This window comes from Larkinella knui, assembly GCF_003858645.1.
Taxonomy (GTDB): domain Bacteria; phylum Bacteroidota; class Bacteroidia; order Cytophagales; family Spirosomataceae; genus Larkinella; species Larkinella knui.
Genome location: NZ_RQJP01000001.1, coordinates 445,442 through 469,790, shown reverse-complemented (window position 1 = coordinate 469,790; position 24,349 = coordinate 445,442). Strand labels below are relative to the sequence as shown.

Below are 24,349 nucleotides of genomic sequence, written 5' to 3'. Positions count from 1 at the left end.
CCTCCCCACTCTTTTCCTGAAGCTTCATGAAAACCGGTGGTTTGCCCTGAGTCAATCATACTGCAAAAGCAGTGAACGAACCGCACCATGCCCCGGTTTCTCCCCCGAAACGCTGAGGCCAATCCGCGGAGCGCGGTCCCAGCGGGGCAGATACGCACCATCGACGGGGTTCGGCGTGAGCGGTTCAGGCTTCCCTCCTTCCGTCGACCAGGAAAAATCATAAAACCGCCCGACCCGGCTTTTTACCTGCAACCTGACCGCTGCCGTTGTGGCCGGCAACGGCAACGATTTTACAACCTGCCGCACACCTTCTTTCACCTGCCAGAGTTCCAGCGTTCCCTTGCGCACCCCCAGCCCCAGCGCATTCCCGGCGTCACCGTATAAACTGATGCTTTGCAGCACATCCGACTGTGGGGTAACGACTGCCGAAAAGGTGTAACTCCCTTTTTCAAGCACCAATCCCAGAAAATTCCCGCTGGTGCCGGAGCCGGTACTTTGCAGTTGCAGCGTCCCTCCGGCAACGGAAAATTCCGGTTTCGGCAAACTCACATCCCAAACCCAGCGTGCGTTTGAAACCGGTTTTTTAAAATCTATGGCGATGTTTGGCTCATGCTGCTGCAACCGCTGGGTGGGTGATTCGGCCTGCACAGGTGTTGATGTGCCATTGCGAAAAACCGGCCATTGTGTCTTTTCATCCCAAACCAGTTCACTCAAAACGCCCTGACGGCCCGTAAAAATAAAATCGGTCCCGTTATAGGCATGATGGAGGTAGAAATAGCGGTTATCGGGCGTCGTCACCACCGTGCCGTGTCCGGGACATTTCCACGCATCATCGCCCACCAGAACCGGGTTTCCGGCGTATTTTTCCCAGGGACCCCGGAGTTTTTCCGCCCGCGCCAAGCCGACCTGATAATTGCAATTGGCACCGCAACAGGTATTCCCGGAATAGGTCATGTAAAAATACCGCCCGTGTTTAAACAGCGCCTGCCCTTCCGCGCCACCGGCTTCCCACGTATTTCGTTCGGCCGTCACTAACGTAAATTCTTTTCCCGTCACCTTTAACCCATCCGAGGCCAGTTCAGCCCCCAGAATCTCGATGGCTTTGCCTTTGTCCAATCCGTAAGCTTTCCAGGTGATATACAATTTCCCCTGGTCTTCCAGCACAAAGGCGTCGATGGCTTCGGACGTCCATTCGAGCAAAACCCCGTGATCGGTAAATCCTTTCCGGAGGTCATGGGTCGATGCCACGCCGATGTAGGAATGCTTGTCCGATTTCCGCCGGGCGGTGTAATAGACGTAAAAAATACCGTTGCGGTGGAACAGTTCCGGTGCCCAGTAGCTCCCCATCGTCCATTCGGGCAAGCTTGTAAAAACCGGTCCCACATAAGTCCAGTTGACCAGATCGCGGGAGGTATAAATTGGATAGGCCGGTGCCCATTCGGAAGACGTACCGACCGCATAATAGGTATCGCCCACGCGAATGACCGACGGATCGGCAAAATCACCCGCAATAACCGGATTGCGATAGGTGGCCGTTTTGGGAGTCTGGTGAGCAGGCTGCGCCAGTGCCCGACTAAAAAATACCATCAGCAAAAAACCGATACTGACAACCTTCATGCGTTTCTGTTAGTTTATCACTTCGAACAAAAGTACTAATTCGTGCATCTGAATAGGTGAAAAAGTTAAGATCGTACTACGCAACCCGTTTGTCTGGTGCGGTAATTTCATCCCATTGAATGAGTAGGCCGCTAAAACTGGCGGCTTCTAGGAATGGTTTCACGCTGATTCGTTCTTCCAATGAACAGTTTCTTTCTTCTCTGCCTGACGACCTTGCTGGTTGTCCAACCCGGCGACGATGCCCGGCAGAATCGCCGGATGAAAAACCGTGTGGAACGGCGTGAACTCCAGAACTCGATCGAGGAAGTTACGTACCACGACCGGCGGCATAAAGTGGCAACGGTCCGCATTTACGATAAAGCCAACCGGCAACGATCCGAAGAACTGTACAGTGATTATCAGCAGCGAATCCGGCACGGACGAACCCGCTCCTGGTACCAGAACGGGCAACTTCACTGGACCTGCGATTTTAAAGAAAACCAGATTAACGGCCCTTTCTTTTCTTACTATGAAGATGGTTCACTGAAACGCCGGGAATATTACCGCATGGGCACCGTTCGGAAAGGCGAATGTTTTTTGCAGGATGGCACCTCTGTTGCCTGCCAGCCGCTTGTGCAAAGTGTTGAATTTGAGGGCGGTCAGAAGAAATTCGTTCAATTTTTGCAGCAACGTCTGGGCCACATTCAGTCCGCCGATCCGGCTTTTTTCATCACCCTCGAAGCGACCGTCTCGGAAGAGGGCATCCTGTATAGCCTTCGGCCGTTGGCTTATCTCGAAAACCGGCCCGAATCGGAACGCCAACTGGCAAAGCAACTCATCGCCGGACTGCGGGATATGCCCCTCTGGAAGCCCATGATTGTCGATGATCAACCCGTTCAAACTGATTTACTCATCAGCATTCATATCAACGCCGGGAAGGTGTTCAATGCAAGTTACGGACTCAATTTGATGTAAATTCTTACAAGCTGTTTGCGTTACCTGGCAAGCCCTGGAAGGGCGTTCTGTTCCTGGAAAAACGGCCAATCAAACACCGGGTAGCTCCGGAGGAGCGGCCTGAGGATGTTGCGTAGACCGCTCCTCCGGAGCTATCGACCGATACAGGCTCTGGTAACTAGCAATAGGAAAGATCTCCGGCCTTCATTCAATCCTTTTTTTAGTAAGTAGCCCGTTCATTCCAGCAAAACCATTCTTTCTTTGGCCTGTTTTTGCATGTATTGCAACCGATTGGCGCAGGCACCGAAGTTTATTTACGGATCTTACCCAACGGTTAATCCTTCCGGCTCCTGGTTAGTTAGTAGGAAATGAGTCTACGAAATTTTGGGGTCATAACGGCCTGCTGGCTGGTGCCCTTCCTGAGCTTGGGTCAGCAAAAACGCCTGGTCGATCACAATTCGATTGGCTGGTTCGTCTACAATGGCGATCATAAACTGAGCAAAAAATGGTCGCTCCATACGGAATACCAATGGCGTCGCATTCATTATATCCGGACCTGGCAGCAGTCGCTGGCCCGTTTGGGAGCCAATTATAAACTCACGGACAAAGTCAAACTGGGCGGTGGTTACACCTATTTCGTCACCTTTCCCTACGGCGAACACCCCGTAGCCGACCAGGGCGTGCCCACACCGGAACACCGGTTGTATCAGGATATTCAGCTGGCCGACACCCTGGGTCGGTTGACGCTCAGCCACCGGTTTCGTTTCGAGGAACGCTGGCTCAGTCAACTGGCCGAAACCGGTTCGCGCCGGATCAGTGGCTGGGCGTATGAAAACCGGATCCGCTACCAGATTACCGCCAATTTTCCTTTGCAGGGCGTTTCCATCGACGACAACGAATTTTACCTGACTTTCTTCGACGAACTTTTCATCAGTTTTGGCAGGAACGCGGGCGTCAACATCTTCAATCAGAACCGGATCTTGGGCGGTTTGGGCTATCAATTCCGGGACAATTTCAGCCTTGAACTGGGGTATCTCAACCAGATTACGCAGCACGCGGAAACCGATCCGGTGTCTGGCAACCCGGTTTTTGAGTTCAACAACGGGTTCCGGTTGAATGTGGTGTTTGGTTTTTGAGTAGTGAGTTGTATCGCGGAGTTGAGCGGAGAAAAAGGGAGGTAAGCGGAGTAATTAATTTTCTCTGCTTAACTCTTTTCTCTCCGCTCACCTCCGCGATACAACTCATTTTACCGGTGCCGAGATCACGCCCAGGTACCGGCCCATCCAGTAGGGCAATAAGAACGAATCACCGGCGCTCAGTTCGCTCATGCCGTTGTTGCCGGGGCGGTCGAGTTTGAAGAGGTTGCGGTTGTGTTTAAGCTCGGGACGCTCGTCGGGGGGCAGAACGGAGGTGATGGTTTGTTCGCGGAAGTTTTCCGGCACAAATTCCAGGTCTTTGCGGTGGCTGTTCATCACGCTCCACTCAATCATGTCCAGCGGAAATTCCTGCAAATGCCAGATGCTTTCCTCCAGATCGAACGCTTTGGCGCCCGTTGTAGCGTATATGAAGTTCCAGAGGCTGTTTTTCTCCGGCCGCTCAAATTCCCAGTGTTCTTTAATGGTTGCGGCAAATTTGGTTTTCAACTCGTTATCAAACGCGTAACGATACAGGCAGCCATACGCCAGAAAATACATTTCATCGTCGGAATGGTTCCATTCCTTCGACAGCATTTTGGCCCAGTCACTGGCGTTGGGCGGTGTTTTGCCGATCTCGCCCATCGGTCGCAGCAGGTTTTCGAGATACCCGTGTTTCTGCATCAATTCGTAGGCTTTCGCCTTGTAAAGCGGTTTTTGGGTAAAATGGTAAGCCGCCTGCAAAAACGCAATGATGTTGGACGAGTTAATTTTCCGGTCGCCCACCATCGTCGGAAAACCATTCACGTAATCCGGGTGCCACTTCGCCCAAAGCGTTGGTTTGCCATCGAAATCGATCAGATACCAGTCATTTTCGATGATGTTCGTCATCAATTGATCGATGAGATTGACGGCTCTTTTTCGGGTATCGCCGTCCGTTAATTCGGCAATATGGGTGAGCGCAAAAAACTGGCCGACGGTCTGGTCGCTGCTGGTGGTGCCGCGCCAGTCCCAAATCCCGTCTTTGGCGTGGGTCCAGCCGTTGGTCAGCCCGCCGTCCCATTTCTCCGGTTTAAATTTGAAGTAGCCCTTCCGCTCGAAGCCCCGCGCAAAGTAGCCTTTCATGCTGGTGATCGTAAAAAGCCGCTCCATCGCTTCAAACGACTCCATCCAGTTTTGCAACGCTTCCGGGTCGCCGGTTACTTTGTGTCGATACAACTGGCTAACCAGATACATGGCCGTCCAGAGGTTGTCACTGTCGCGCTGGCCCATTTCAAAGGTGGACAAATCGCCGTTTTTGAGCGTCGAGACATCGCAGTTAAAGCCGTACCGAATGTGCCGCTGCCGCACCTGTTTTTCATACACCAACGATTTTTCGTGCAGCGTCATGGCTTGAAACCGGATCTCAGCCAGCCCTTTGTCCGTCAAAATCAAAACGCTGTTTTCCGGCCCTTCCGAAATATGACGAATCCGGTTTCCCGGCACCCAGCGTTCGCCGTAATAATAATTGAATTTACCGTCCGGACGGAGCATAAAAGCGCCCCGATTAGAGCCAAACCAGAGGTTGCCGTGCACATACGCAATCGTGGTCAGATCCGTAACCGGGAGTTTGTTCTGAAGCAATCCAGGGGGTTTGTTCAGCGCCGGATCGAAAATCCGATAGCCGTCGTGCGTTCCGAGGTAAAGCTGGTTTTTAACCACTTCGAAACAGGTCAGTCCGGTTTGGCGAAAGATGGTTTTCAGGCTTTTATCAGACACTGAATAAGAACTAAGCGACTGTTCTCCTAAAATCCAGAAGCGGTTTTTGTCGGCATCGAACCGAATGTCTTTCACCCGATCGTTGTCGAGTTTACCGGTCCAGACGACCGCCGAATCCTGAAGCATTTTCAAGGTAGTACCGTCCGAAACCAGGAACGAAAACCGGTCAGAACCCGGACAGAAAACCCGCGCTTTCGGCAGGTTGTGCCGGGCGAATAGCTTCCCGGCCCAGGCGTTGCTCAGTACGGTTTCGTCGTCCAGATAAACGAATTGCTGCTGAAAAATGCCGAGACTCGCGAGCTTTTTATCAGCCATCGGCCGGTAGGCGCGCGCCGGTTCCAGGGTGCCCGGATACTGAAACTGCCCGCCGTTGGGTTGCAGCAGCCCTTTGGCCGAGAGCACCTGAATGACGCCATTGCGATCGGCGAAAACCCGGGATAGTGCGAGGGTGGTGTCTTTCAGATAATGCTTGACGCTGTAGTCCTGCCGGTAAGGAACATCCTGATAAACGGGCTGTTGCGCATTTACCTGAAAGCAGGTTAAGGTTACAAAGAAGACAAAGTTCTTCATATTTTTAAGAAATTATTTCGCGAAGTTGAGCGGAGAAAAAATGAGTAAGCAGAGAGAAAAACGCTGATAAACTCTTTTTAACTCCGCTCAACTCTGCGAAACATTTTTTACTTGACTGGTGCCGAGATCACGCCCAGGTACCGCCCCATCCAGTAGGGCAACAGCCAGATGTCGCCCGCGCTGTGTTCGTTCCCCCCGCTGCGGCCCTTGCGGTCGAGGGTGAACATATTGCCATTGTGCCGTTGCACGGGCCGTTCGTCGGGCGGAAGCACGTCTTTGGTCGTTTGTCTGCGGAAGTTTTCCGGCAACAATTCAATGTCTTTGCGGTGGCTGTTCTGGATCGACCAGTCGATGAGATCGAGCGGATGTTCGCGCAGATACCAGACGGCCTCGTTCAGGTCGAACTCCTTTGTGCCGGTCATGGCCGTGAAAATATTCCAGGCTCCCTCCTTTTCGGGCCGCTCTGCCCGCCAGTGATCGATGATCTGCTGTTTGTATTTGGCTTTCAGGGTGTCGTTCAACGCATAGCGGTACAGGCCCCAATATCCCACAAAATACATTTCATCGTCGGAGTGATTCCAGCCGTCCGACATGTGTTTGGCGTGTTCATCGGCATCGGCAGGCGCTTTTCCAATTTCGTTCATCGACCGCATCTGGTTGGTCAGATAGCCGTGTTTCTGCATCAATTCCAGGAGCTTCTTTTTGTACTTTTCCTTTTTGGTAAAATGATAAGCGGTTTGCAGCATCGCCGTAATGTTCGATGAATTCAGCTTGCGATCGCCCACGTTGGTCGGAAACGAATTGACATACGACGGATTCCATTTGCCCCACATCGTCGGCTTTCCGTCGTAATCGATCAGGTACATATCGTGGCTGATGATGTGGCTCATGAGCGTATCGATGAGCGTGATGGCGCGGCTTTTCAGGTTCTTGTCCGGAATCAGTTCGGCCATGGCTCCGAAGGCGAAAATATGCCCGATCACTTCATCACTGCTCGTGGTCGATTTCCAATCCCACTCCCGGTCTTTGGCGTGCTGCCAGCGTTCGGAGTCGGAGAGTTCCTTGATGTGGCCGCTGCGTTCGAACGAGCGGGCCGGAAAACCGGGAATCGATGTAATGGTGTACAGACGCTCCATGGCGTCGAGCGACTCCCGGCAGTTTTGCAACGCTTCCGGATCTTTGGTAACCGCATACCGGAAAATCTCCCCGCCCAGATACATGGCCGTCCACAAGCCGTCGTTGTCCGAATCTTCCAGATAACCGGTTGCCAGATTGCCTTTTTCCATGCGTTCGAGCGTCGAATTGAAGCCAACCCGAATGTGGCGGCTCCGAACCTGATGATCAAAAAATACCGCCTTGTCGTGGAGCGTCATTTTCTCGAAAACGATTTGCCCCAAACCGGCTTCGGTCAGAACTAACACCGAATTTTTCGGCCCTTTCGAAATGTGCGTCACCGCATCGCCCGGCAACCAGCGTTCGCCGTTGTAATAATCGAACTTTCCGTCCGAACGCAGCGCAAATGCGCCTTTGGTTGATCCAAACCACACTTTTCCATCCACTTCTGCCACCGCCGTAATGTCGGTCCAGGGAAGTTTCCGGCGAACCGCTCCCACTTGCTTTTTCGTCGCCACATCAAATTCCAGGTAGCCGTTGCTGGTACCCACAATGATTTTTTTACCCTGATTGCTCAAATCAAAAGCCGTAAAATCCGTTCCGTCCAGCACTTTAGTCAGCGACTTTGTGGCAACCGGCAACGTATGAAGCGACTTTTTGCCCAGAATCCAGAACTGGCTGGCCCCCGGCTGGTAGCGAATTCCAACAATTTCATCGCCCGACAGGCTCCCTTTCCAGACGCTTTTGGAATCTTTCAGCAGGTTGAGCGATTTTCCGTCGGACACCAGAAACGTAAAATCCGGCCCACCCTGAAAGTATTTCGCGTTGGAGAGACCGTGTTCAGAAAACAGCTTGCCCGCCCAGGCATTGCTCAACACCACCTGGTCGCTGAGGTAGACGAACTGCTGGTTATAAACGCCCAAAGCCGCCAGCTTTTTGTCCTTCATAAACCGGTAGGTATTGTCGGGCTGCAAGGTGCCGGGATACAGAAACTGGCCGTCGTGCGGGTGCAGCAAATCGCCTTTTGAGGTCAGAATCTGGATGGCCCCGTTGCGGTCGGCCTGGGCTTCGAGCAGGTCTCCGTGGTTTTTGTCGATATAATATTTTATGCTGTAATCCTGCCAGTACGGTTTATCCTGGTAAACCGGCGGGGTCTGTGCCTGGCAAATGACTGACAGGAAGGTAAAGAAGGCAAAGAAGATTCCGTAAAGTGGTGTTCGCATGAGAATTGGAGGTTGTATTCTTTCGGTTTCCCCATCAGTTCCGGGTCGTCGCTGACAGGGTTTGATTGTTTTCAGCTTTTCAATCTGGTTATTTGATGGCTTTCCGACGCTGCATCAGTTCGCGCCAGGTCGTCAGCACGATGCCTTCCGACTCGATGAAGGTTTTCAGTTCGGGGTCCATCATCGACAGCATGTCGGCATACCGCGACCCGCCGGAACCGCTGATGTATTTGAACGTTTCGTTGAGGTCGTTGCTGTGGATAATGATCATGGCGACGCCGGGTTTCATTTTCGTCAGGATCTCTTTAAACCGCTTCGTTTTGTATTTCCCCCAGGCTTCCGGGCTGGGGTTCGGGTCATCTTTCGGTTTCCACTGGCCCGTATCGGCGTAGAGATCATCGAGAACGGGCAACCCGGCTTTCCAGATTTTTTCACCAATCGCCGGGGCCTGTTTGAGCGACTCCGGAATGGGCAGGTTCATGCCTTCCCGGTATTTTCCTTCGGCTTTCAGTTTATCGATCACCGGCTGAATTTCGCTGTCGACCAGCAGCGTGTTGTTGCCGCCGGGAAACATGACCGGAATCCCGTAATCGACGCCAACCTTAATGTATTTTTCTAAAAAAGCCGGGGTGGCAAACAGCGTTCCCATGTGCGAATCGAGGTGTGTCGGCTTCAGGCCCATTTTGATGGCCCGGTCAATTTGCGCCCGCATTTCCATCTCCAGTTCGTCGGGCTTGGCGTGCTTCACCACATCGGCGACCTCCGGCCACAGCGCGCCTTCGGTATCGGTCAGACTCGGAACCTGCTTGATGCCGGCCAGCGGTGCCCAGCGGTAATCCTTCCATTCGGAGGTGAGCGTCAGGTGAATACCGGCATCGACCGTCGGATTTTTCAGCACGTATTTGATAAAACTGGCCGACCACGCACAGGGCATCATGATGCTGGTGGACGTTGCCACGCCCTGCTCAATGGACTTGATGGTGCCCTGATTGGCCGAAAGAAACATACCGGCATCATCGACGTGGAAGATGACAATTTTCTTGCCCTTCGGATAGCCGAGTTGTTCGGCGTAGGTGGTTTTCGGTTGCGCGGAGACGCTGGAAATGGTAGCCAGAACTAGGATACTTGTTAGTAATTTGTTCATATAATTAAAATTTACTGTTTCACAGAGTTAATCAGAGAATATCAGAGGTAATCCAAGTTTTCCCTGTGTAGCCCTGATATTCTCTGATCAACTCTGCGTAGTAACTCATTCAATCATTTGCAAATACCGCCCCATCCAATAGGGCAGCAACCAGAAAACCGGTTCGCGCTCGATGCCGGGGTCGCCGTTGATGGCTGCCCACGGATTTTTGTCCCACCGCACCACCGTCCGGATGCTGGCGGGTGGCAATTCGTTGATTTGTAATTCATCCAGAACCGGGCTTCGCGCGATGTGAACATCTTCCCGCTTCGTATGATCGACAGTCCAGTTGACCAGATCCAGGGGCGTGTCGACCAGAAAATCCACCGATGCGGTCAGGTCGGTTTTCGTGTTTCGGGCGTAACAGTAAAAGAAATTGACCAGCGGATTGCGGTCGCCCCGGCGTCGTTCCATCCACGCGTCCATGTGGTTTTCGTACACCGCCCGCAGCTTGGGATCTTTCTCGCACCGGATCAGAATCGGGTAGACGTAAGCCTGCAACATGACGTCGAAATAGATAAACCAGGCCGGGTTCTGGTTCGCAATCTGCCCCATGTTGTCGAGGTAATGCGCCTGATCGATCAGCCGCCGGTATTCTTTTTCGTACTTAGCCTGACCCGTTACGTGGTAGGCCAGTTTCAGAAACGACAGCAGTTCCATCGAATTCTGGCTGCGGTCGGGCGTCCATTCCGGATCGTGATTGAGTTGCTCCGGCGACCAAACCGCCCATCGCGTCGGCTTGCCATCGACATCCACCAAATTGTACTGGTGTTTCATCAGGTAATCCACAAGCCGGGCAATGTGCTGACGGACAACGGTTTTTTCGGCTTCATCGGCCACCAGTTCGTAGTAGAGATAATAGCCAATCATGTGGCCGCACAGTTCATCACTGCTCGTGTCGCCTTTCCAGAGCCATTTCCCGTCTTTTGATTTTCGCCAGCGGATCTCGACCGGTTTAAAACGCGGTTCTTTCACCAGTTCGTCGGCCCGTTCCCGCGCGGTAAAGGTGCGGTTTCCATCGTCGACCGCCGTCCAGCTGGCGGGGACGATGGTGCGGGCAAAAAAACCGTCGGTGCCGGTTACTTCCTGCAATAGTTTCAAAAACCGGAAGGCTTTGGCGGCTTTTTGCCGGGCATCCGGCTTTTTGGTTGCCGCATACCGGAAGCATTCCATCGCCAGGTAATTGCCGGTGTATTCGCCGTCGTTGTCGTCGTCATCGGGTGCCCAGGTCGTTACGTCGCCGGGCGTCAGCAATTTGCACTGACCCGCAATCCACGGTTCGCGGATGTGGCGTTTCATGAGCACATCGTAGAAATAATCGTTTTTCTGCGCCAGCGTCATCTTCCGCTTTCTGATCGCACTAACGCCCTGGGGCGTCGCAATCCAGGCGGTTCCTTCCGAATCGAACGCCATGGCATTGACGTGATCGTCGAGTAACCAGCGACGGCTAAAGCGGAGCGAATGGCTACCATCCGGGCGGTACCGAACGATTCCGACCTCCGACCCCACCCACATGGAACTATCGGGCGCCAGTTTGACGCAGGTGACGAAATTAGACGGTATTCCGTTTTCCGGCCGGAGCGTTTTTTCTTTTTGATGCTGATTCAGGACGGTGACGCCACCCAACCCGCCCGCCCATAAATTCCGGTCGGCATCGAACGCGATTCCTTTGATATAGGCGCTGATCAGGTGATCGGTTTTGTAGATATGCTCGGTCGAATCCGCCCGGCTATGATACAAGCCAACATCCGTAGCCACCCAGATACCGCCCTGACGATCCGAAATCACATCCCGAACCGAACGCGCCAGCGGGTATTTTTTGGGTTCCCAGCCCGAAGCGGTATGCAGCCAGACGCCATTGGGACCGAGTGCATAAACGCCCTCGCTGGCAACACAGATCGCGGAAATGGGTGCGGTTGGCCCGGTCATTCGTTCCAGCTTGTTGTCTTTAAACCGGAAAACCCCGTTCCAGGTCCCCATCCAGACGGCAGATTCTCCGTCGGATGCCACGGCAAAAGCCGGGCCCTGGTCGGCTTCCGGCAGGATGCTTACCCAGTTGCTCTGGCCGGCAGCTTTCCTGAAAACACCGCCCGCCGTGGCCACCCAAACCGTGGATTGATGATCGACCGTGATGCTCCGCGCCTGGTTTTCGTCCGGATTGGTGCTGATCGGATACGCTTCGTGAAATTCCTGCCAGAAGGCCGAATCCTGATAAAGCGCGCGCTCTTCCGCCCCTTTCCCACCCGGTTTACAAGACCAGAACAGGGCAATGAGCAGATAGAAAGAAATGAAAGAAAGACTTCGCTTTTTGTTCATACCAGCCGGAACGCATTCTGATGTAGTATACTCCGCAATCGGAATTCCGGGCTATCGGGCAGGAGGAGCAAATTTCGGGTTTTCCGAAAACGAAAAGTTTAATGTAGCGGTAATAGTCCTTTTGACACCTTTGCCAGTATTTCCATAGGTAAAATTGTCTCTCTATGAAATTCCGTCTACCGGTTATACTTCTTTCTGCTTCTTTTCTATTGTGTATTCCAGGCTCCCATCTGTCACACGCACAGGAACATAAACCTTATTTACCATCGGCGTATCCGGACCGGCTGACTTTGGGCTGGCAGGAAAGTCCGGCCACTTCACAGTCGGTCAACTGGCGCACCGACTCGACGGTTACCAATGCCGTCGGTGCCATTGCCGAAGCCGATCCTTCTCCCGAAGTCGCCACGAAAGCCACGACCGTTGCCGCAACTACCCAGCAGATCAGGCTGGACGGAACGACGAAATCGTACCACACGGTTCATTTTAAAGGGCTGAAACCGGCGACGAAATACAACTACCGCGTTGGCAACGGAACGGAGTGGACGGAATGGTTTCAATTCACAACCGCCAGCACGGGCCCGGTTCCGTTTTCATTCATCTATTTCGGGGATGCGCAAAATGACATCCGTTCCTTGTGGTCGCGGGCCATTCGCGGGGCTTATTCCACGATGCCCAAAGCGGCTTTGATGATTCACGCGGGCGACCTCATTACGACCTCCAACGCCGACTGGCAGTGGGGCGAGTGGTTCGAAGCCGGGGGCTGGATCAACGGCATGGTGCCTACACTGGCGACACCCGGCAATCACGAATATTTTAAGGATGACGACGACCAGCGGAAGGTTTCGCGGCACTGGCGACCGTCGTTTGTCCTGCCCGAAAATGGCCCCGAGAAACTCCGGGAAACCGCCTATTACCTCGATTACCAGGGCACCCGGTTTGTCATGCTCGATTCGCAGGCGGCTTTGCTCGACTCCACGGTTCTGGATCAGCAGGCCGACTGGCTGGTGAAGGTTTTAAGCTCAAACCCCAACCGCTGGACGATCGTGACGCATCACCACCCGATTTATTCGACCAAAAGTGGCCGCGACAATCCGGAATGGCGCGCCAAAATGGAGCCTATCTATAAAAAGTACGGTGTCGATCTGGTTTTGCAGGGCCACGATCATACGTACGGCCGCGGGCTGAACATGCCGTTGGGCAAAAGCCGCAAATACCCCGATGGACCGGTTTACGTTGTTTCGGTGAGCGGACCCAAAATGTATGACATCGGTTTGCAGGACTGGATGGATCGGGCGGCTTCCAATACGCAACTCTACCAGATTGTTTCCATCGACGGCGGGAAACTTTCTTACCAGTCGTTTACGGTAACGGGCGATGTATACGACTCCTTTGAACTCACCAAAAACGCCAAAGGTCAGAACCAGCTTACCGATCGGTCGCCCGCCCTCAAAGCCGAGCGGCTCGACTTACCAGCCGAGTATCTGAAACGCTTTAAGCCCGAACAGTTGGAAGAATATAACCGGAAGTACAAAGAATACAAAGCCCGAAAAAGCCAATAATATCACCGAATAAACACATTGCGCAAATTGAGGGTAGATTTACGCATTTTGCGACGCATTTTTAAAATAAAATCGTCTATTTTAGCTTACCAACAGGCCATTAGCCTGGTCAGTCCATACCGTTGAAGTGTATCAGTACCCAACCGCCCGTAATTTTAACGATTCCTAATCACCCACTACAATGGATTGTCTTAACGAACGTATTCTCCGCAAAGTGATCCAGGGCGATCAGGCTGCATTCGCGGAGCTATATAAGTACTACCGGACACCGGCCCTTAAGTTCTGCATTACCCTCCTCAAAGACGAAGAAGAGGCAGAAAACATGATCCATGAAGTATTTATTAAAATCTGGGATCGCCGATCGCAAATTAACCCTGCCCTTAATTTTACCTCCTATTTATTTACCTGCTTACGCAATATGGCCTTCGACCATCTGAAAAAGGTGGAAAAAAACAACCAGTTGAAGCAGCAATACCTGGAGAAAATGACCGCCCTCCGCGATGAAGAATTGGAAGACAAGGAAATGAAGTTTCAGATTCTCTACAGAGCGGTAAATCTTCTGTCGGAAAAACGGAAACAAATTCTATTTCTCAATATTGAAGAAGGAAAATCGTATCAGGAGATTGCCGAAATGCTGATGATTTCAAAAAATACCGTCAAGAATCAGTTGGTCAAGGCCAAGCAGTTTCTGCGGGAGAAGGTCGACATGGCCGCTCTTTGAGTACGACTATCCACTTCCCCGACTTTGGGTACGGAAAACCATTCGACACACCGGTTCGAGTGGTTTTTTGCTGCTACAAAAACCCAATCATACCGGGCTCTCATCAAAAATATTTCTCTGAGCAATAGTCTTTTACAGCATCGGCACAGTATTATAGACAACTTACCAAACTACGACGGGAATGGTACGGTCTCGCGCCGAATATTTAATTAATAAGCTCATCAGCAATACGCTGACGGAGAAAGAACTGGATGAATTACTGGAAGGATTGGGGAAAGATGAGATGCTGGAGCCTTATTCATCGGTTCTCGAAAACTATTTTAATGCCCTGATTGAAGAAGAAAATCCTGCTTCCAAACCCGAACTGACCATCAACCCGGATCGTGACAATCAAGGTGCCCAGGCAAAGCGAACCACGACCCGGTTACCCGTTCAAAAGTTTTATACCGATTATAAAGGAATAGCGGCCTTTATCGCGCTGCTTTTCAGTCTGGGAACCCTGTATTATTTCGTTTCTGCCAGCAAGTCCTATCCCCTGACGGCCCTGAATCGAACCACCAAAGCAGCCTCTACCGCAAGTCCTCATACCAAGGAAGAAACGGTGCCGCGCGGAAAACGCAAAAATTTACGACTGAGCGACGGCAGTCTGGTCAAGTTAAATTCGGACACCAAATTACGTTTTCCCAAAGCCTTTGATCACACCGTACGAACGGTATATCTACAGGGTGAAGCCTTTTTTAATGTGGAACGGGATGAATCAAAACCGTTCGTTATTTCGGCCGGCGATTTAAAGATAAAAGTACTCGGAACATCTTTTAACGTAAAGAATTATAACGACGAAAATGAAGTCGAAATAACGGTACGGTCGGGCCGGGTTAGTGTTAATTTAAATTCCAATTCATCGACTCCAATTATTCTTATAAAAGACCAAAAACTTATCTATAACAAAGCCTCAGGAGAGTTTAAGATTACCGATGTAAATGCGGCTCAGGAAAGCAGCTGGGTGAACGGTTCGCTCCAATTTAATAATACGCCCATGCTCAGTGTCGAACGGGCCATTGAAAAGTGGTACGATGTCGATATAATTATTGAAAATAAGGCCCTTTACAACACGTCTTTTACCGGTGTTCATTTCAATGAAAGTCTTACTTCCATGCTGGAATCAATTACGTATGCCATTGATGCTCAGTATGAAATAAACGGCAGAACGGTTGTGATCAGAAATTAACAATATCTTAAAAAGAGAAAAGATGAAAATGACGGAAAACACCTCTTAATTTGACCCCGCAAGCGACTTAAAGGATAAAATTAAATGCATTTTTATCTTCTGGATTATCACTACCTAATCAATACATCTATGAACTCGAACTCTATTATTCCACGAATGCTAAGGCATTTGTGTACAGTAGCATTGCTAACGGGATTGTGCCTCCCGGCAGCTTGGGCTGATCGACCCGAAACCGATTTGGAAAACGTCAAAATAACCCTGGTCCGGGAAGAAGGATCGATCAGTCGAATCATCGAAAAGATCACCAAAACGACCGGTTATGTTTTTCTTTACGAGGATAATTTAAAAAGCGATCTGGAAAAGCGTGTTAAAATTGAAAATGGAACAAATCTACAAAGCATTCTAGCCAGCATTTCGCAGCAGTCGACGCTGGAATTCAAGGCGATTAATAAGAACATCGTTATCCGGAAAAAAACCGGTGCGGCCGAATCAAACGATGCCAAACAAACCCGCAAGGTGAGTGGCCGCGTTACCTCGAGCAAGGATGGTTCGGGCCTGCCGGGTGTCAACATTGTCCTGAAGGGCACCCAGACGGGTTCCAACACCGACGGCAATGGCCGGTATACCATCGACATCAGCGGTACGAATCCCGTACTGGTTTTTTCCTACATCGGTTTTGTGAGCCAGGAAGTTGCCGTTGGCAGCCGGAACACGGTTGACCTTTCGATGGAAGAAAGCGCGGAAACCTTACAGGAAGCCGTTGTTACGGCCCTCGGTATCAAACGCGAAAAACGGTCACTGGGGTATGCCGTTGGCGAAGTGGAAGGAAAGGAAGTAAGCCGGATCGCTCCTGAAAACGTACTGACCTCCATGGCCGGTAAAGTGGCCGGGGTGACCATCAGCCAGACCGGCGGAACGGGCTCGTCGGTGAGTATGGTGATCCGCGGTGCCAAATCCCTGAGCAACGACAACCAGCCACTGTTTGTGGTGGACGGTGTGCCCATCGCCAATACGCTCAACAACGTCAGTCAGGCCGGTAGCGACAACCGGGTGGATTACGGTAACGCCATTTCCAGCATCAACCCCGACGATGTCGAAAGCATTTCCATCCTGAAAGGTCCCAGTGCTGCGGCTCTGTATGGTTCACGCGCGGGCAATGGGGTGGTGCTGATTACGACCAAAAGCGGAGGCTCGGCCAAGAAGATGACGGTCAATATCAACTCCAATACGGTTTTTGACCGCCCGTATAAGTTTCTGGACATGCACTCCAAATTTGCCACGGGAATTCTGCCCTTTACGCCCGACAAGAACCCGTATCCGGGTGGAATCCTGATGATCGATGAAAAATCGGCCGGCGGTGTCGGTCCGGAACTGGACAAGGGCTACAAAGCCATTCAGTGGAATAGCCCGCGGGATGCCAGCGGCAAACAGATTCCGACCGATCTGGTTTCGCACCCCAACAACGTCCGGGATTTTGTCAGAACCGGTATCACGACCACCAACGGGGTGTCAATTTCGAACAGCAATGACCTGGTTACGTACCGGTTATCGTATTCGAACATGACCAACCGGGGAATCATCCCCAACTCGGATTTGTTCAGAAATACGCTGAACCTGAGCTCGTCGGTCAAACTGAGTAATAAATTGCGGGTGAGCACGAACCTCGACTTTAGCCGCAACAATTCCAACAACCGCCCCGCCGGCGAACGCGGTACGAACCCGTTGCAGTGGGCGTATGCGGTATCTCCGCACATCGACATCAATGAACTGAAGAACTACTGGGTGCCGGGCAAAGAAGGTTTGCAGCAAAATTCACAGGCCATCGGCAATTATAACAACCCGTACTTTATCGCCAACGAAGTCAACAATGCTTTCACCCGTGACCGTCTTTTCGGAAACCTGAAAGCCGACTGGCAGATCACCAAAGACCTGAGCTTCATGGCCCGGTATGCACTGGATACGTATCAGGAAGACCGCACGACCACCATGGCCAACAGCTATACCGGTGAACCCCGCGGCTTTTACGGAATTCGGAACCTGGGACGCTACGAACGCAATGCCGATTTTTTGTTGACCTACAAGAAAGACATCAAGGATTTCAGTGTATCGGTTTCCGGTGGTGGCAACTTGCGGTATCAGAAATACACCGATGTGTATAACGGCAGCAAATCCGGAACCGGTCTGGTGATTCCCGGTTTGTTTACGTTGCAGAACATCGCCACGGCCAACATCCAATACGAAAGCAGCTGGAATCAGAAGGGTGTCAACAGCTTGTATGCACTGGGTACGCTGGGTTACAAAGACATGATTTTCCTTGACGCGTCGGCCCGGAATGACTGGTCGAGTACGTTACCGGAAAACGCCCGGTCTTATTTCTATCCGGCCGTTTCGCTCAGTGTGCTGCTGAATGAAATGATCCCGATTTCCAACCACATCAACCTGTTGAAAATCCGGGGTAATGTGGCCCGTTCGGGTAACGATACGAGTCCTTATAACTTGATCAGCACGCTGGGAAGCTATGAATCCTGGGACGGACTGACCCGTCTGTTCAAACCCGGTTCGAACCTTCTGAAGGATTTGAAACCCGAACTGGCAACATCCTACGAAGTCGGGGCTGACCTGGCGATGTTCCGCAATCGTCTGCGGGTCTCCGGGTCGTATTACGTGATGGAAAACCGTAACCAGATCATCCCGACCAAACTACCCCCTTCATCGGGCTTCACCTCCAAAAACATCAACGCCGGTTTGCTGGTCAGCAAAGGCTTTGAATTCAACGTGGGTGGTACGCCACTCGAGAAAAACGGCTGGAGACTGGACCTCAACGCCAACCTGAGCCGGAACGTAACGACCATCAAGGAACTGTCGCCGGGCCTGGATTTCTACACCTTGTGGACGGATGCCAAAGGCGGTGCCTGGACGTACGTGGGCGAAAAAATAGGGGATATTTACGATTCGCAAATCGTTACGGTAACCGACCAAAGCTCGCCCTATTACGGCTATCCGATTCTGGACAGCGACGGCTCATGGCAATCGGTTAGTGCCAGCAATGCGCGCAATAAGATCGGGAATTTCAACCCCAATTTCATCCTTGGTCTGCAGACGTCCCTGTCGTACCGGGGCTTCCACCTGAACATGACGTTCGACTGGCGGAACGGCGGTGATTTTGTTTCGCAAACCTACCGCTACAGCGAATCGGACCTGAGATCGCAGCGTTTCCTGGATCAACTGATCAATCCGAACGGTTTGTCGGGTGATGCCCTGGCCAACATGCTGAAATCTGATCCTGATAAATACATCAAAGTTACGGGCAATCACTTCCCGATTGTCGGTGGCCCAACGGCCGAATACGGCGGTTTCCCTTTCGAATACGGTGGCAACACCTACCCTTACGGCGTGTTTAACCCCGGCGTTATCGCTACGTATGATGCCGAAGGAAAGGTTACCGGTTACAAAGAAAACCTGGGCGGTACGGGCACGAAAATCATTCCGTATGGCGACAACTATCCCTGGGACTTTACGCGGGCGGCTTTGTTCGATGCGTCGTTTATCAAGCTGAGAGAAGTATCGCTGGCGTATGATCTGCCCGCAACGTTCACCAAACGAATGGGTATCCAGAATGCGCAAATCGGTGTCTACAGCCGGAACATCATTCTGTGGACGGCCGCCAAAATCGGTATCGATCCCGAAATGGCTTTCCAGCCACAGGCCGGAGCGCAGGCCGGTACGCAGTTCAAACAAGGTATCGAACGCTACAACGTGATGCCCTGGGTGATGCCGGTCGGGTTCAAGCTTAACTTAACTTTTTAAGCCATTATAAACTTCATGAGTATGAAGATCTTGTCTAAAAAATCCATTGTTTTCGTCGCGCTGTTAACGACCTTCTTTTCCTGTAAGGACTTAACCGAGCTGAACGTAAACCCCAACGGTGTTGAGCCCGAAACGGTGAACCCGAACCTGGTGCTGCCGTCGGTCCTGACCGAAACCGGGAAAGCATTTGTGAACTTAGGCTACATGGACATCGCCGGGGTGATGCAACACACGCAGAAAGACGCGTGGTCGAGCGGTCACAACGACTACGACTGGACCGACGGCCAGAGCTGGAGCGGCTATTACGATATTCTGCGCAACAACCAGTTGCTGTATGATCGGGCCGTTGATCAGAAGCTCGAATTTCATCAGGGTGTTTCCCTGGTGATGAAGTCGATGGTCTTTGGTTTGATTACGGACCTGTACGGCGATGCTCCCTATACCAATGCACTGAAAGGCGACCTGGGCGGAGTCGAAAATATCACGCCAGTCTACGATTCGCAGGAAGTTATTTATGCCGGCATTATCGCCGATCTGGAAAAAGCGAACACCTTGTTGTCAAAAACCAAGGCCGAATACTCCAGCATCGTCGATGAAGCGGACGTATACTACAAAGGTGATCCGACCAAATGGCGGAAGCTGGCCAACTCGCTCCTGCTGCGGTATTACATGCGCATTTCGAGCAAGAAAGCCGACGTAGCCAAAGCCGGTATCGAAAAGATTGTTGCCGGTGCGGCTCAATATCCGATCATTTCGGTCGAAACCGACGACGCCACCATGAGCTTCCCCGGAACGAGTGACGGAACGTCATGGCCCGCCAACTCGGTATACGACATCAGTGGCAGCAACTACCGCCGGATTAAAATGAGCGCCCCGTTTGTGAAAGCCTTGCAGGCGTTGAAAGACCCCCGGTTGGCGATCTGGGCGAATAAAGTCGAAATACCGCTCGTTGTTGATGCTACTTTACCGGCCGGAACCGACAAGATCGTGAATGGAAAGCGGTATTTGTCACCCGACAAAGTGGGCACTACGGTTATCGACACCGATCCGGATTACGTGGGTTTGCCACCGAGCGTTTCAGCGCTGCCGTCAGCCTACAACCTCAACCCGACACCGGGTCAGACGTCCTTCAATCCGCACGTATCGTTCCTGAACGATATTTACAAAGCCGCCAAAGGGCCTCTGCTGAAATCACGGCTGGTTTCGGCCGCCGAAGTTCACTTCATTCTGGCCGAAGCGGCTCTGAAAGGCTGGGCTGCGGGTGATGCCAAAGCCCATTACGAAGCGGGTATTAAAGCGTCGCTGAACACCTGGACGGTGGGTAGTAATTACGCTACGTACATTACCAATCCGGGCGTAGCCTTTGACAAAACGATCAAGCAGGTGATTCAGCAAAAATGGATTGCCAGCTGGACAGCTGCCACAGAAGCCTGGTTTGACTACCGCCGGACCGGTTTCCCGGAACTGAAAGCGGGCCCTGCGGCCAAAAGAGCGGTGTTGCCCGTTCGTTTCTATTACATGAAAGATGAGATGAACATCAACGCTAAAAATGCAACGGCCGCTGCCGACAAACTGGAAACAACCACCTATTCGCAGGCCCAGGGCAAAAACAGCCCCTGGTCAAAGCCCTGGCTGATTCAGGGAACCGGTAAGCCCTGGTAGTCGTACTTAGTTATTTTTACGGATAAAAATTGTAAAAAGGGTGGATTACTCCACCCTTTTTACATACTAATAATTATATTTAAGCTTTTTATCTTCCTAATCACACCTAATTACTATGACCAAAACATCTATTGTTCTACTGAGGTATTTGTTTGTCGCCACATGGTTGCTGGCGGGTTGCCTCACGCCAGCCTGGGCGCAGTCCCGGCGAATCACCGGCACCATCAAATTGGGAACCGACAACTCCCCCATCCCCGGCGTCAATGTGCTCATCAAAGGTTCCACCGTTGGAACCACCAGTGATATCAACGGCCGGTATTCGCTGGAAGTCAGTGGCTCCAGTCCCGCACTCGTTTATTCGTACATTGGGTACAAAACCGAAGAAGTTCAGATTGGGAACCGTAACACCATTGACGTAACGATGACGGAAAGCGCCGAAACCTTGCAGGAAGCCGTCGTAACCGCCCTCGGTATCAAACGCGAAGAACGATCGCTGGGCTACTCGGTGGGAAAAATCGACGGCAAGGACCTCACGCGCGTGGTTCAGGAAAACGTGCTCAACAGCATGGCCGGGAAAGTGGCGGGGGTTACTATCAGCGCCACGGGCGGAACCGGTTCGTCGGTCAGCATGGTCATTCGGGGTGCCAAATCGCTCAGCAGCGACAATCAGCCGCTGTTCGTCGTCGACGGTGTTCCGATTGCCAACACGCTCAACAACGTGAGTCAGGTGGGGAACGACAACCGCGTGGATTATGGCAACGCCATTTCCGGTCTGAACCCCGACGATATCGAAACGATCTCCATCCTGAAAGGCCCCAGCGCAGCCGCCCTGTATGGCACACGGGCCGGAAACGGGGTGGTGCTGATCACGACCAAAAGTGGGTCGAAAGTCAAAAAGCTGACGGTAACCATCACCTCCAATACGGTTTTTGACAAACCCTACAAATTCCTGAAATGGCAAACCAGCTTTGGCTCGGGCCAGTATTCGGCCATTCCGGTTTCCATCAGCAAAAACCCGCTCACCAACCCGTTCGGCAAGCTGATCGAGGAGCAGATTGGCGCAACCTACGGGGCGGCTCTGGACAAAGGGTACGAAGAAGTGCAGTGGAACAGCCCGCTGGATGCGAACGGAAAACCCATTCCGATGCCGCTGGTGTCGCATCCCAACAACGTGAAGAATTTTGTACAGACCGGCATCACCACCACCAACGGAATTTCCGTTGCCAACAGCAACGACCAGATTACGTACCGGATTTCGTATTCGAACATGCAGAACCACGGGATCATCCCGAATTCGGACCTCTTCAAAAATACGCTGAATCTCAGTACATCGATGAAGTTGAACAACCAGTTGCGTCTGAGCACTAATCTGGACATCAGCCGCAACAGTTCGAACAACCGCCCGGCCGGAAACCGCGGAAGTAATCCGCTTCAGGCGGCTTACAATACGTCTCCCCACATCGATCTGCGGGATTTGAAAGACTACTGGATGCCCGGCCAGGTGGGGTTGCAGCAACGTACGCAATACAACGGCATTTACAATAACCCGTATTTTCTGGCCAATGAAGTCAACAACGGATTCACCCGCGACCGGCTTTTCGGGAACATGAAACTGGACTGGCAGATTACCAAAGACCTGAGCTTTATGGGCCGGTATGCGCTGGATACGTACACGGAAGAGCGGGAAACCAAAATTGCCAATAGTTACACCAACGATCCCCGCGGAGCTTACGGCGTAATCAACCTCAAACCGTTTGAAAACAACATCGACTTTCTGGCTTCGTACAAAAAAGAAGTCAGTCATTTTGGCATCTCCTTCTCGGTGGGTGGCAATTACCGGTATCAGAAAGGCTCGAACGTTACCACCGCAACCCGGGGCGGTACGGGCCTGATTGTACCGGGCGTGTTCACGATTCAGAACATTTCGCCAGCCAACCTCGACTACAACAGCACCCGCTATGAGCGCGGTATTTACAGCCTGTATGGCTTGGCCAACCTGAGCTTCAAGGACATGGTGTATCTGGACCTGACGGCCCGGAACGACTGGTCGAGCACGCTGCCGGCCGCCAACCGCTCCTATTTCTATCCCTCGGCTTCGCTGAGTGTGCTGTTGAATGAAATTCTGCCGGTTTCGAGCTCCATTAGCTTGCTCAAACTGCGGGGTGGTATCGCCCAGGTGGGGAACGATGCCAATCCGTACATGCTCCTGAGCACGCTGGACAACGCCGGGAGTTGGGACGGTATTCCCCGGTTGAACGTTCCGGGAACGCTGCTGATCTCGAACCTGAAACCGGAAATTGCGACCTCAAAGGAAGTTGGTCTGGATGTCAGTCTGTTCAGAAACCGGCTGCGGGCCAGTGCCACGTATTACGTTTCGGAAAACCGCAACCAGATCCTGAGCACCAAAACCCCGCCGTCTTCGGGCTACTCCTTGAAAAACATCAACGCCGGGTTACTGGTCAGCAAAGGCTATGAGTTTACTCTGGGCGGAACACCCATCGAGAAAAACGGCTGGCGCCTGGATGTGAACGCCAACCTGACCCGCAACCGTACCACCATCAAAAAACTATCCGACGACCTCCCCTATTTCACGCTCTGGACCGATGCCAAAGGCGGTGCCTGGACCTACGTAGGGGATGAAATCGGCGATCTTTACGACGCGAAAGTTGTGACGGTGGAAGACAAAAATTCACCGTATTACGGCTACCCGATTCTGGACCAAACCGGCAAATGGCAGGCCATCGATGCCATCAACACCAGAAACAAAATCGGCAATTTTAACCCGCGCTTTATTCTCGGAATGCAAACGTCGCTTACCTACCGGGGTTTCAGCCTGAACATGACGTTCGACTGGCGCAACGGTGGTGATTTTGTTTCGCAAACCTATCGCTACGGCGAAGAAGACGGCCGGTCGCAGTTGTTTCTGGATAAATTGATCAACCCGAACGGGCTGACCGGCGACGCCTTGCGGAATTACCTGGTTGCCAACCAGGACAAAATGATTTTAATGAACGGTAATAACTTCCCGCTGGTGGGTGGACCAACGCCCGACTACGGCGGCTATCCGTTCAAATATGGCCCGTATACGCTGCCCCACGGCGGGGTATTCATCCCGGGCGTGCTGGCAACGGGTTACGATGAAACCGGAAAACCAACCGGTTACAAAGAGAATTTAGGGGGTCCGGGAACGCTGATGCTGCCCTTTGCGGGAGCAACCTCCTGGGCTTTTTCGCGGGCCGTCATGTTTGATGCCTCGTTCCTGAAACTCCGCGAAGTGTCCCTGGGCTATGAACTGCCGCAGGGCTTTGTGAAACGTCTGGGGTTGCAAAATGCGAACGTATCGGTCTACAGCCGGAACATTATTCTGTGGACGGCGGCCAAAATCGGCATCGATCCGGAAATGGCTTTTCAGCTGGAATCGGGCGTGCAAAGCTCCGGTATTCAGTTCAAACAAGGCATTGAGCGGTATAACGTAACGCCCTGGGTGATTCCGGTTGGCTTCCGGCTTGGTTTAACATTTTAAGTA

The 24,349-nt window shown here is 52.2% G+C and carries 13 protein-coding genes; 8 read left to right on the top strand and 5 right to left on the bottom strand.

Annotation, left to right across the window (positions count from 1 at the left end; translation table 11 throughout):
• Positions 1–51: 51 nt before the first annotated feature.
• A complete protein-coding gene (locus tag EHT87_RS01830; RefSeq protein ID WP_124903260.1) occupies positions 52–1,617 on the bottom strand; it encodes a glycoside hydrolase family 43 protein in 1,566 nt (521 codons plus the stop codon).
• 180 nt (positions 1,618–1,797) lie between these two features.
• Here EHT87_RS01830 and EHT87_RS01825 point away from each other — a divergent pair, with 180 nt between their 5' ends.
• Together EHT87_RS01825 and EHT87_RS01820 are read left to right on the top strand one after the other, a co-directional pair.
• Positions 1,798–2,571 carry a toxin-antitoxin system YwqK family antitoxin gene (locus EHT87_RS01825; RefSeq protein ID WP_124903258.1) on the top strand — a complete coding sequence of 258 codons (774 nt, stop codon included), beginning with the start codon at positions 1,798–1,800 and terminating at the stop codon, positions 2,569–2,571.
• Positions 2,572–2,918: 347 nt separating this feature from the next.
• Positions 2,919–3,686, top strand: coding sequence for a DUF2490 domain-containing protein (locus tag EHT87_RS01820; RefSeq protein ID WP_124903256.1), 768 nt, complete (start codon positions 2,919–2,921; stop codon positions 3,684–3,686).
• Between the two features lie 105 nt (positions 3,687–3,791).
• Here EHT87_RS01820 and EHT87_RS01815 read toward each other — a convergent pair whose 3' ends face one another.
• The 4 genes from EHT87_RS01815 to EHT87_RS01800 all read right to left on the bottom strand — a co-directional run bounded on the left by EHT87_RS01815 (position 3,792) and on the right by EHT87_RS01800 (position 11,846).
• Positions 3,792–6,011, bottom strand: coding sequence for a hypothetical protein (locus EHT87_RS01815; RefSeq protein WP_124903254.1), 2,220 nt, complete (start codon positions 6,009–6,011; stop codon positions 3,792–3,794).
• A gap of 107 nt (positions 6,012–6,118) precedes the next feature.
• Complete coding sequence (locus tag EHT87_RS01810) at positions 6,119–8,347, bottom strand: ligand-binding sensor domain-containing protein (RefSeq protein WP_124903252.1); 2,229 nt, start codon at positions 8,345–8,347, stop codon at positions 6,119–6,121.
• A gap of 88 nt (positions 8,348–8,435) precedes the next feature.
• Positions 8,436–9,491, bottom strand: a complete 1,056-nt coding sequence (locus EHT87_RS01805) for a polysaccharide deacetylase family protein (protein WP_124903250.1) — start codon at positions 9,489–9,491, stop codon at positions 8,436–8,438.
• A gap of 105 nt (positions 9,492–9,596) precedes the next feature.
• A complete protein-coding gene (locus EHT87_RS01800; protein ID WP_124903248.1) occupies positions 9,597–11,846 on the bottom strand; it encodes a ligand-binding sensor domain-containing protein in 2,250 nt (749 codons plus the stop codon).
• 164 nt (positions 11,847–12,010) lie between these two features.
• Here EHT87_RS01800 and EHT87_RS01795 point away from each other — a divergent pair, with 164 nt between their 5' ends.
• The 6 genes from EHT87_RS01795 to EHT87_RS01770 all read left to right on the top strand — a co-directional run bounded on the left by EHT87_RS01795 (position 12,011) and on the right by EHT87_RS01770 (position 24,346).
• Positions 12,011–13,405, top strand: a complete 1,395-nt coding sequence (locus EHT87_RS01795) for a purple acid phosphatase family protein (protein ID WP_124903246.1) — start codon at positions 12,011–12,013, stop codon at positions 13,403–13,405.
• Between the two features lie 181 nt (positions 13,406–13,586).
• Complete coding sequence (locus tag EHT87_RS01790) at positions 13,587–14,126, top strand: RNA polymerase sigma factor (RefSeq protein ID WP_124903244.1); 540 nt, start codon at positions 13,587–13,589, stop codon at positions 14,124–14,126.
• Between the two features lie 181 nt (positions 14,127–14,307).
• Entirely contained in the window at positions 14,308–15,354 is a 1,047-nt protein-coding gene (locus tag EHT87_RS01785; protein WP_124903242.1) for a FecR family protein, read from the top strand.
• Positions 15,355–15,483: 129 nt separating this feature from the next.
• Entirely contained in the window at positions 15,484–19,161 is a 3,678-nt protein-coding gene (locus EHT87_RS01780; RefSeq protein ID WP_124903240.1) for a SusC/RagA family TonB-linked outer membrane protein, read from the top strand.
• Positions 19,162–19,182: 21 nt separating this feature from the next.
• A complete protein-coding gene (locus EHT87_RS01775; protein WP_124903238.1) occupies positions 19,183–20,823 on the top strand; it encodes a SusD/RagB family nutrient-binding outer membrane lipoprotein in 1,641 nt (546 codons plus the stop codon).
• A gap of 115 nt (positions 20,824–20,938) precedes the next feature.
• Complete coding sequence (locus EHT87_RS01770) at positions 20,939–24,346, top strand: SusC/RagA family TonB-linked outer membrane protein (protein ID WP_124903236.1); 3,408 nt, start codon at positions 20,939–20,941, stop codon at positions 24,344–24,346.
• Positions 24,347–24,349: the final 3 nt, after the last annotated feature.

Coding starts and splice junctions, on each gene's coding strand:
- EHT87_RS01830 (WP_124903260.1), bottom strand. CDS start 1,617: ATGAAGGTTGTCAGTATCGGTTTTTTGCTGATGGTATTTTTTAGTCGG.
- EHT87_RS01770 (WP_124903236.1), top strand. CDS start 20,939: ATGACCAAAACATCTATTGTTCTACTGAGGTATTTGTTTGTCGCCACA.
- EHT87_RS01790 (WP_124903244.1), top strand. CDS start 13,587: ATGGATTGTCTTAACGAACGTATTCTCCGCAAAGTGATCCAGGGCGAT.
- EHT87_RS01780 (WP_124903240.1), top strand. CDS start 15,484: ATGAACTCGAACTCTATTATTCCACGAATGCTAAGGCATTTGTGTACA.
- EHT87_RS01805 (WP_124903250.1), bottom strand. CDS start 9,491: ATGAACAAATTACTAACAAGTATCCTAGTTCTGGCTACCATTTCCAGC.
- EHT87_RS01795 (WP_124903246.1), top strand. CDS start 12,011: ATGAAATTCCGTCTACCGGTTATACTTCTTTCTGCTTCTTTTCTATTG.
- EHT87_RS01810 (WP_124903252.1), bottom strand. CDS start 8,347: ATGCGAACACCACTTTACGGAATCTTCTTTGCCTTCTTTACCTTCCTG.
- EHT87_RS01785 (WP_124903242.1), top strand. CDS start 14,308: ATGGTACGGTCTCGCGCCGAATATTTAATTAATAAGCTCATCAGCAAT.
- EHT87_RS01825 (WP_124903258.1), top strand. CDS start 1,798: ATGAACAGTTTCTTTCTTCTCTGCCTGACGACCTTGCTGGTTGTCCAA.
- EHT87_RS01820 (WP_124903256.1), top strand. CDS start 2,919: ATGAGTCTACGAAATTTTGGGGTCATAACGGCCTGCTGGCTGGTGCCC.
- EHT87_RS01775 (WP_124903238.1), top strand. CDS start 19,183: ATGAAGATCTTGTCTAAAAAATCCATTGTTTTCGTCGCGCTGTTAACG.
- EHT87_RS01800 (WP_124903248.1), bottom strand. CDS start 11,846: ATGAACAAAAAGCGAAGTCTTTCTTTCATTTCTTTCTATCTGCTCATT.
- EHT87_RS01815 (WP_124903254.1), bottom strand. CDS start 6,011: ATGAAGAACTTTGTCTTCTTTGTAACCTTAACCTGCTTTCAGGTAAAT.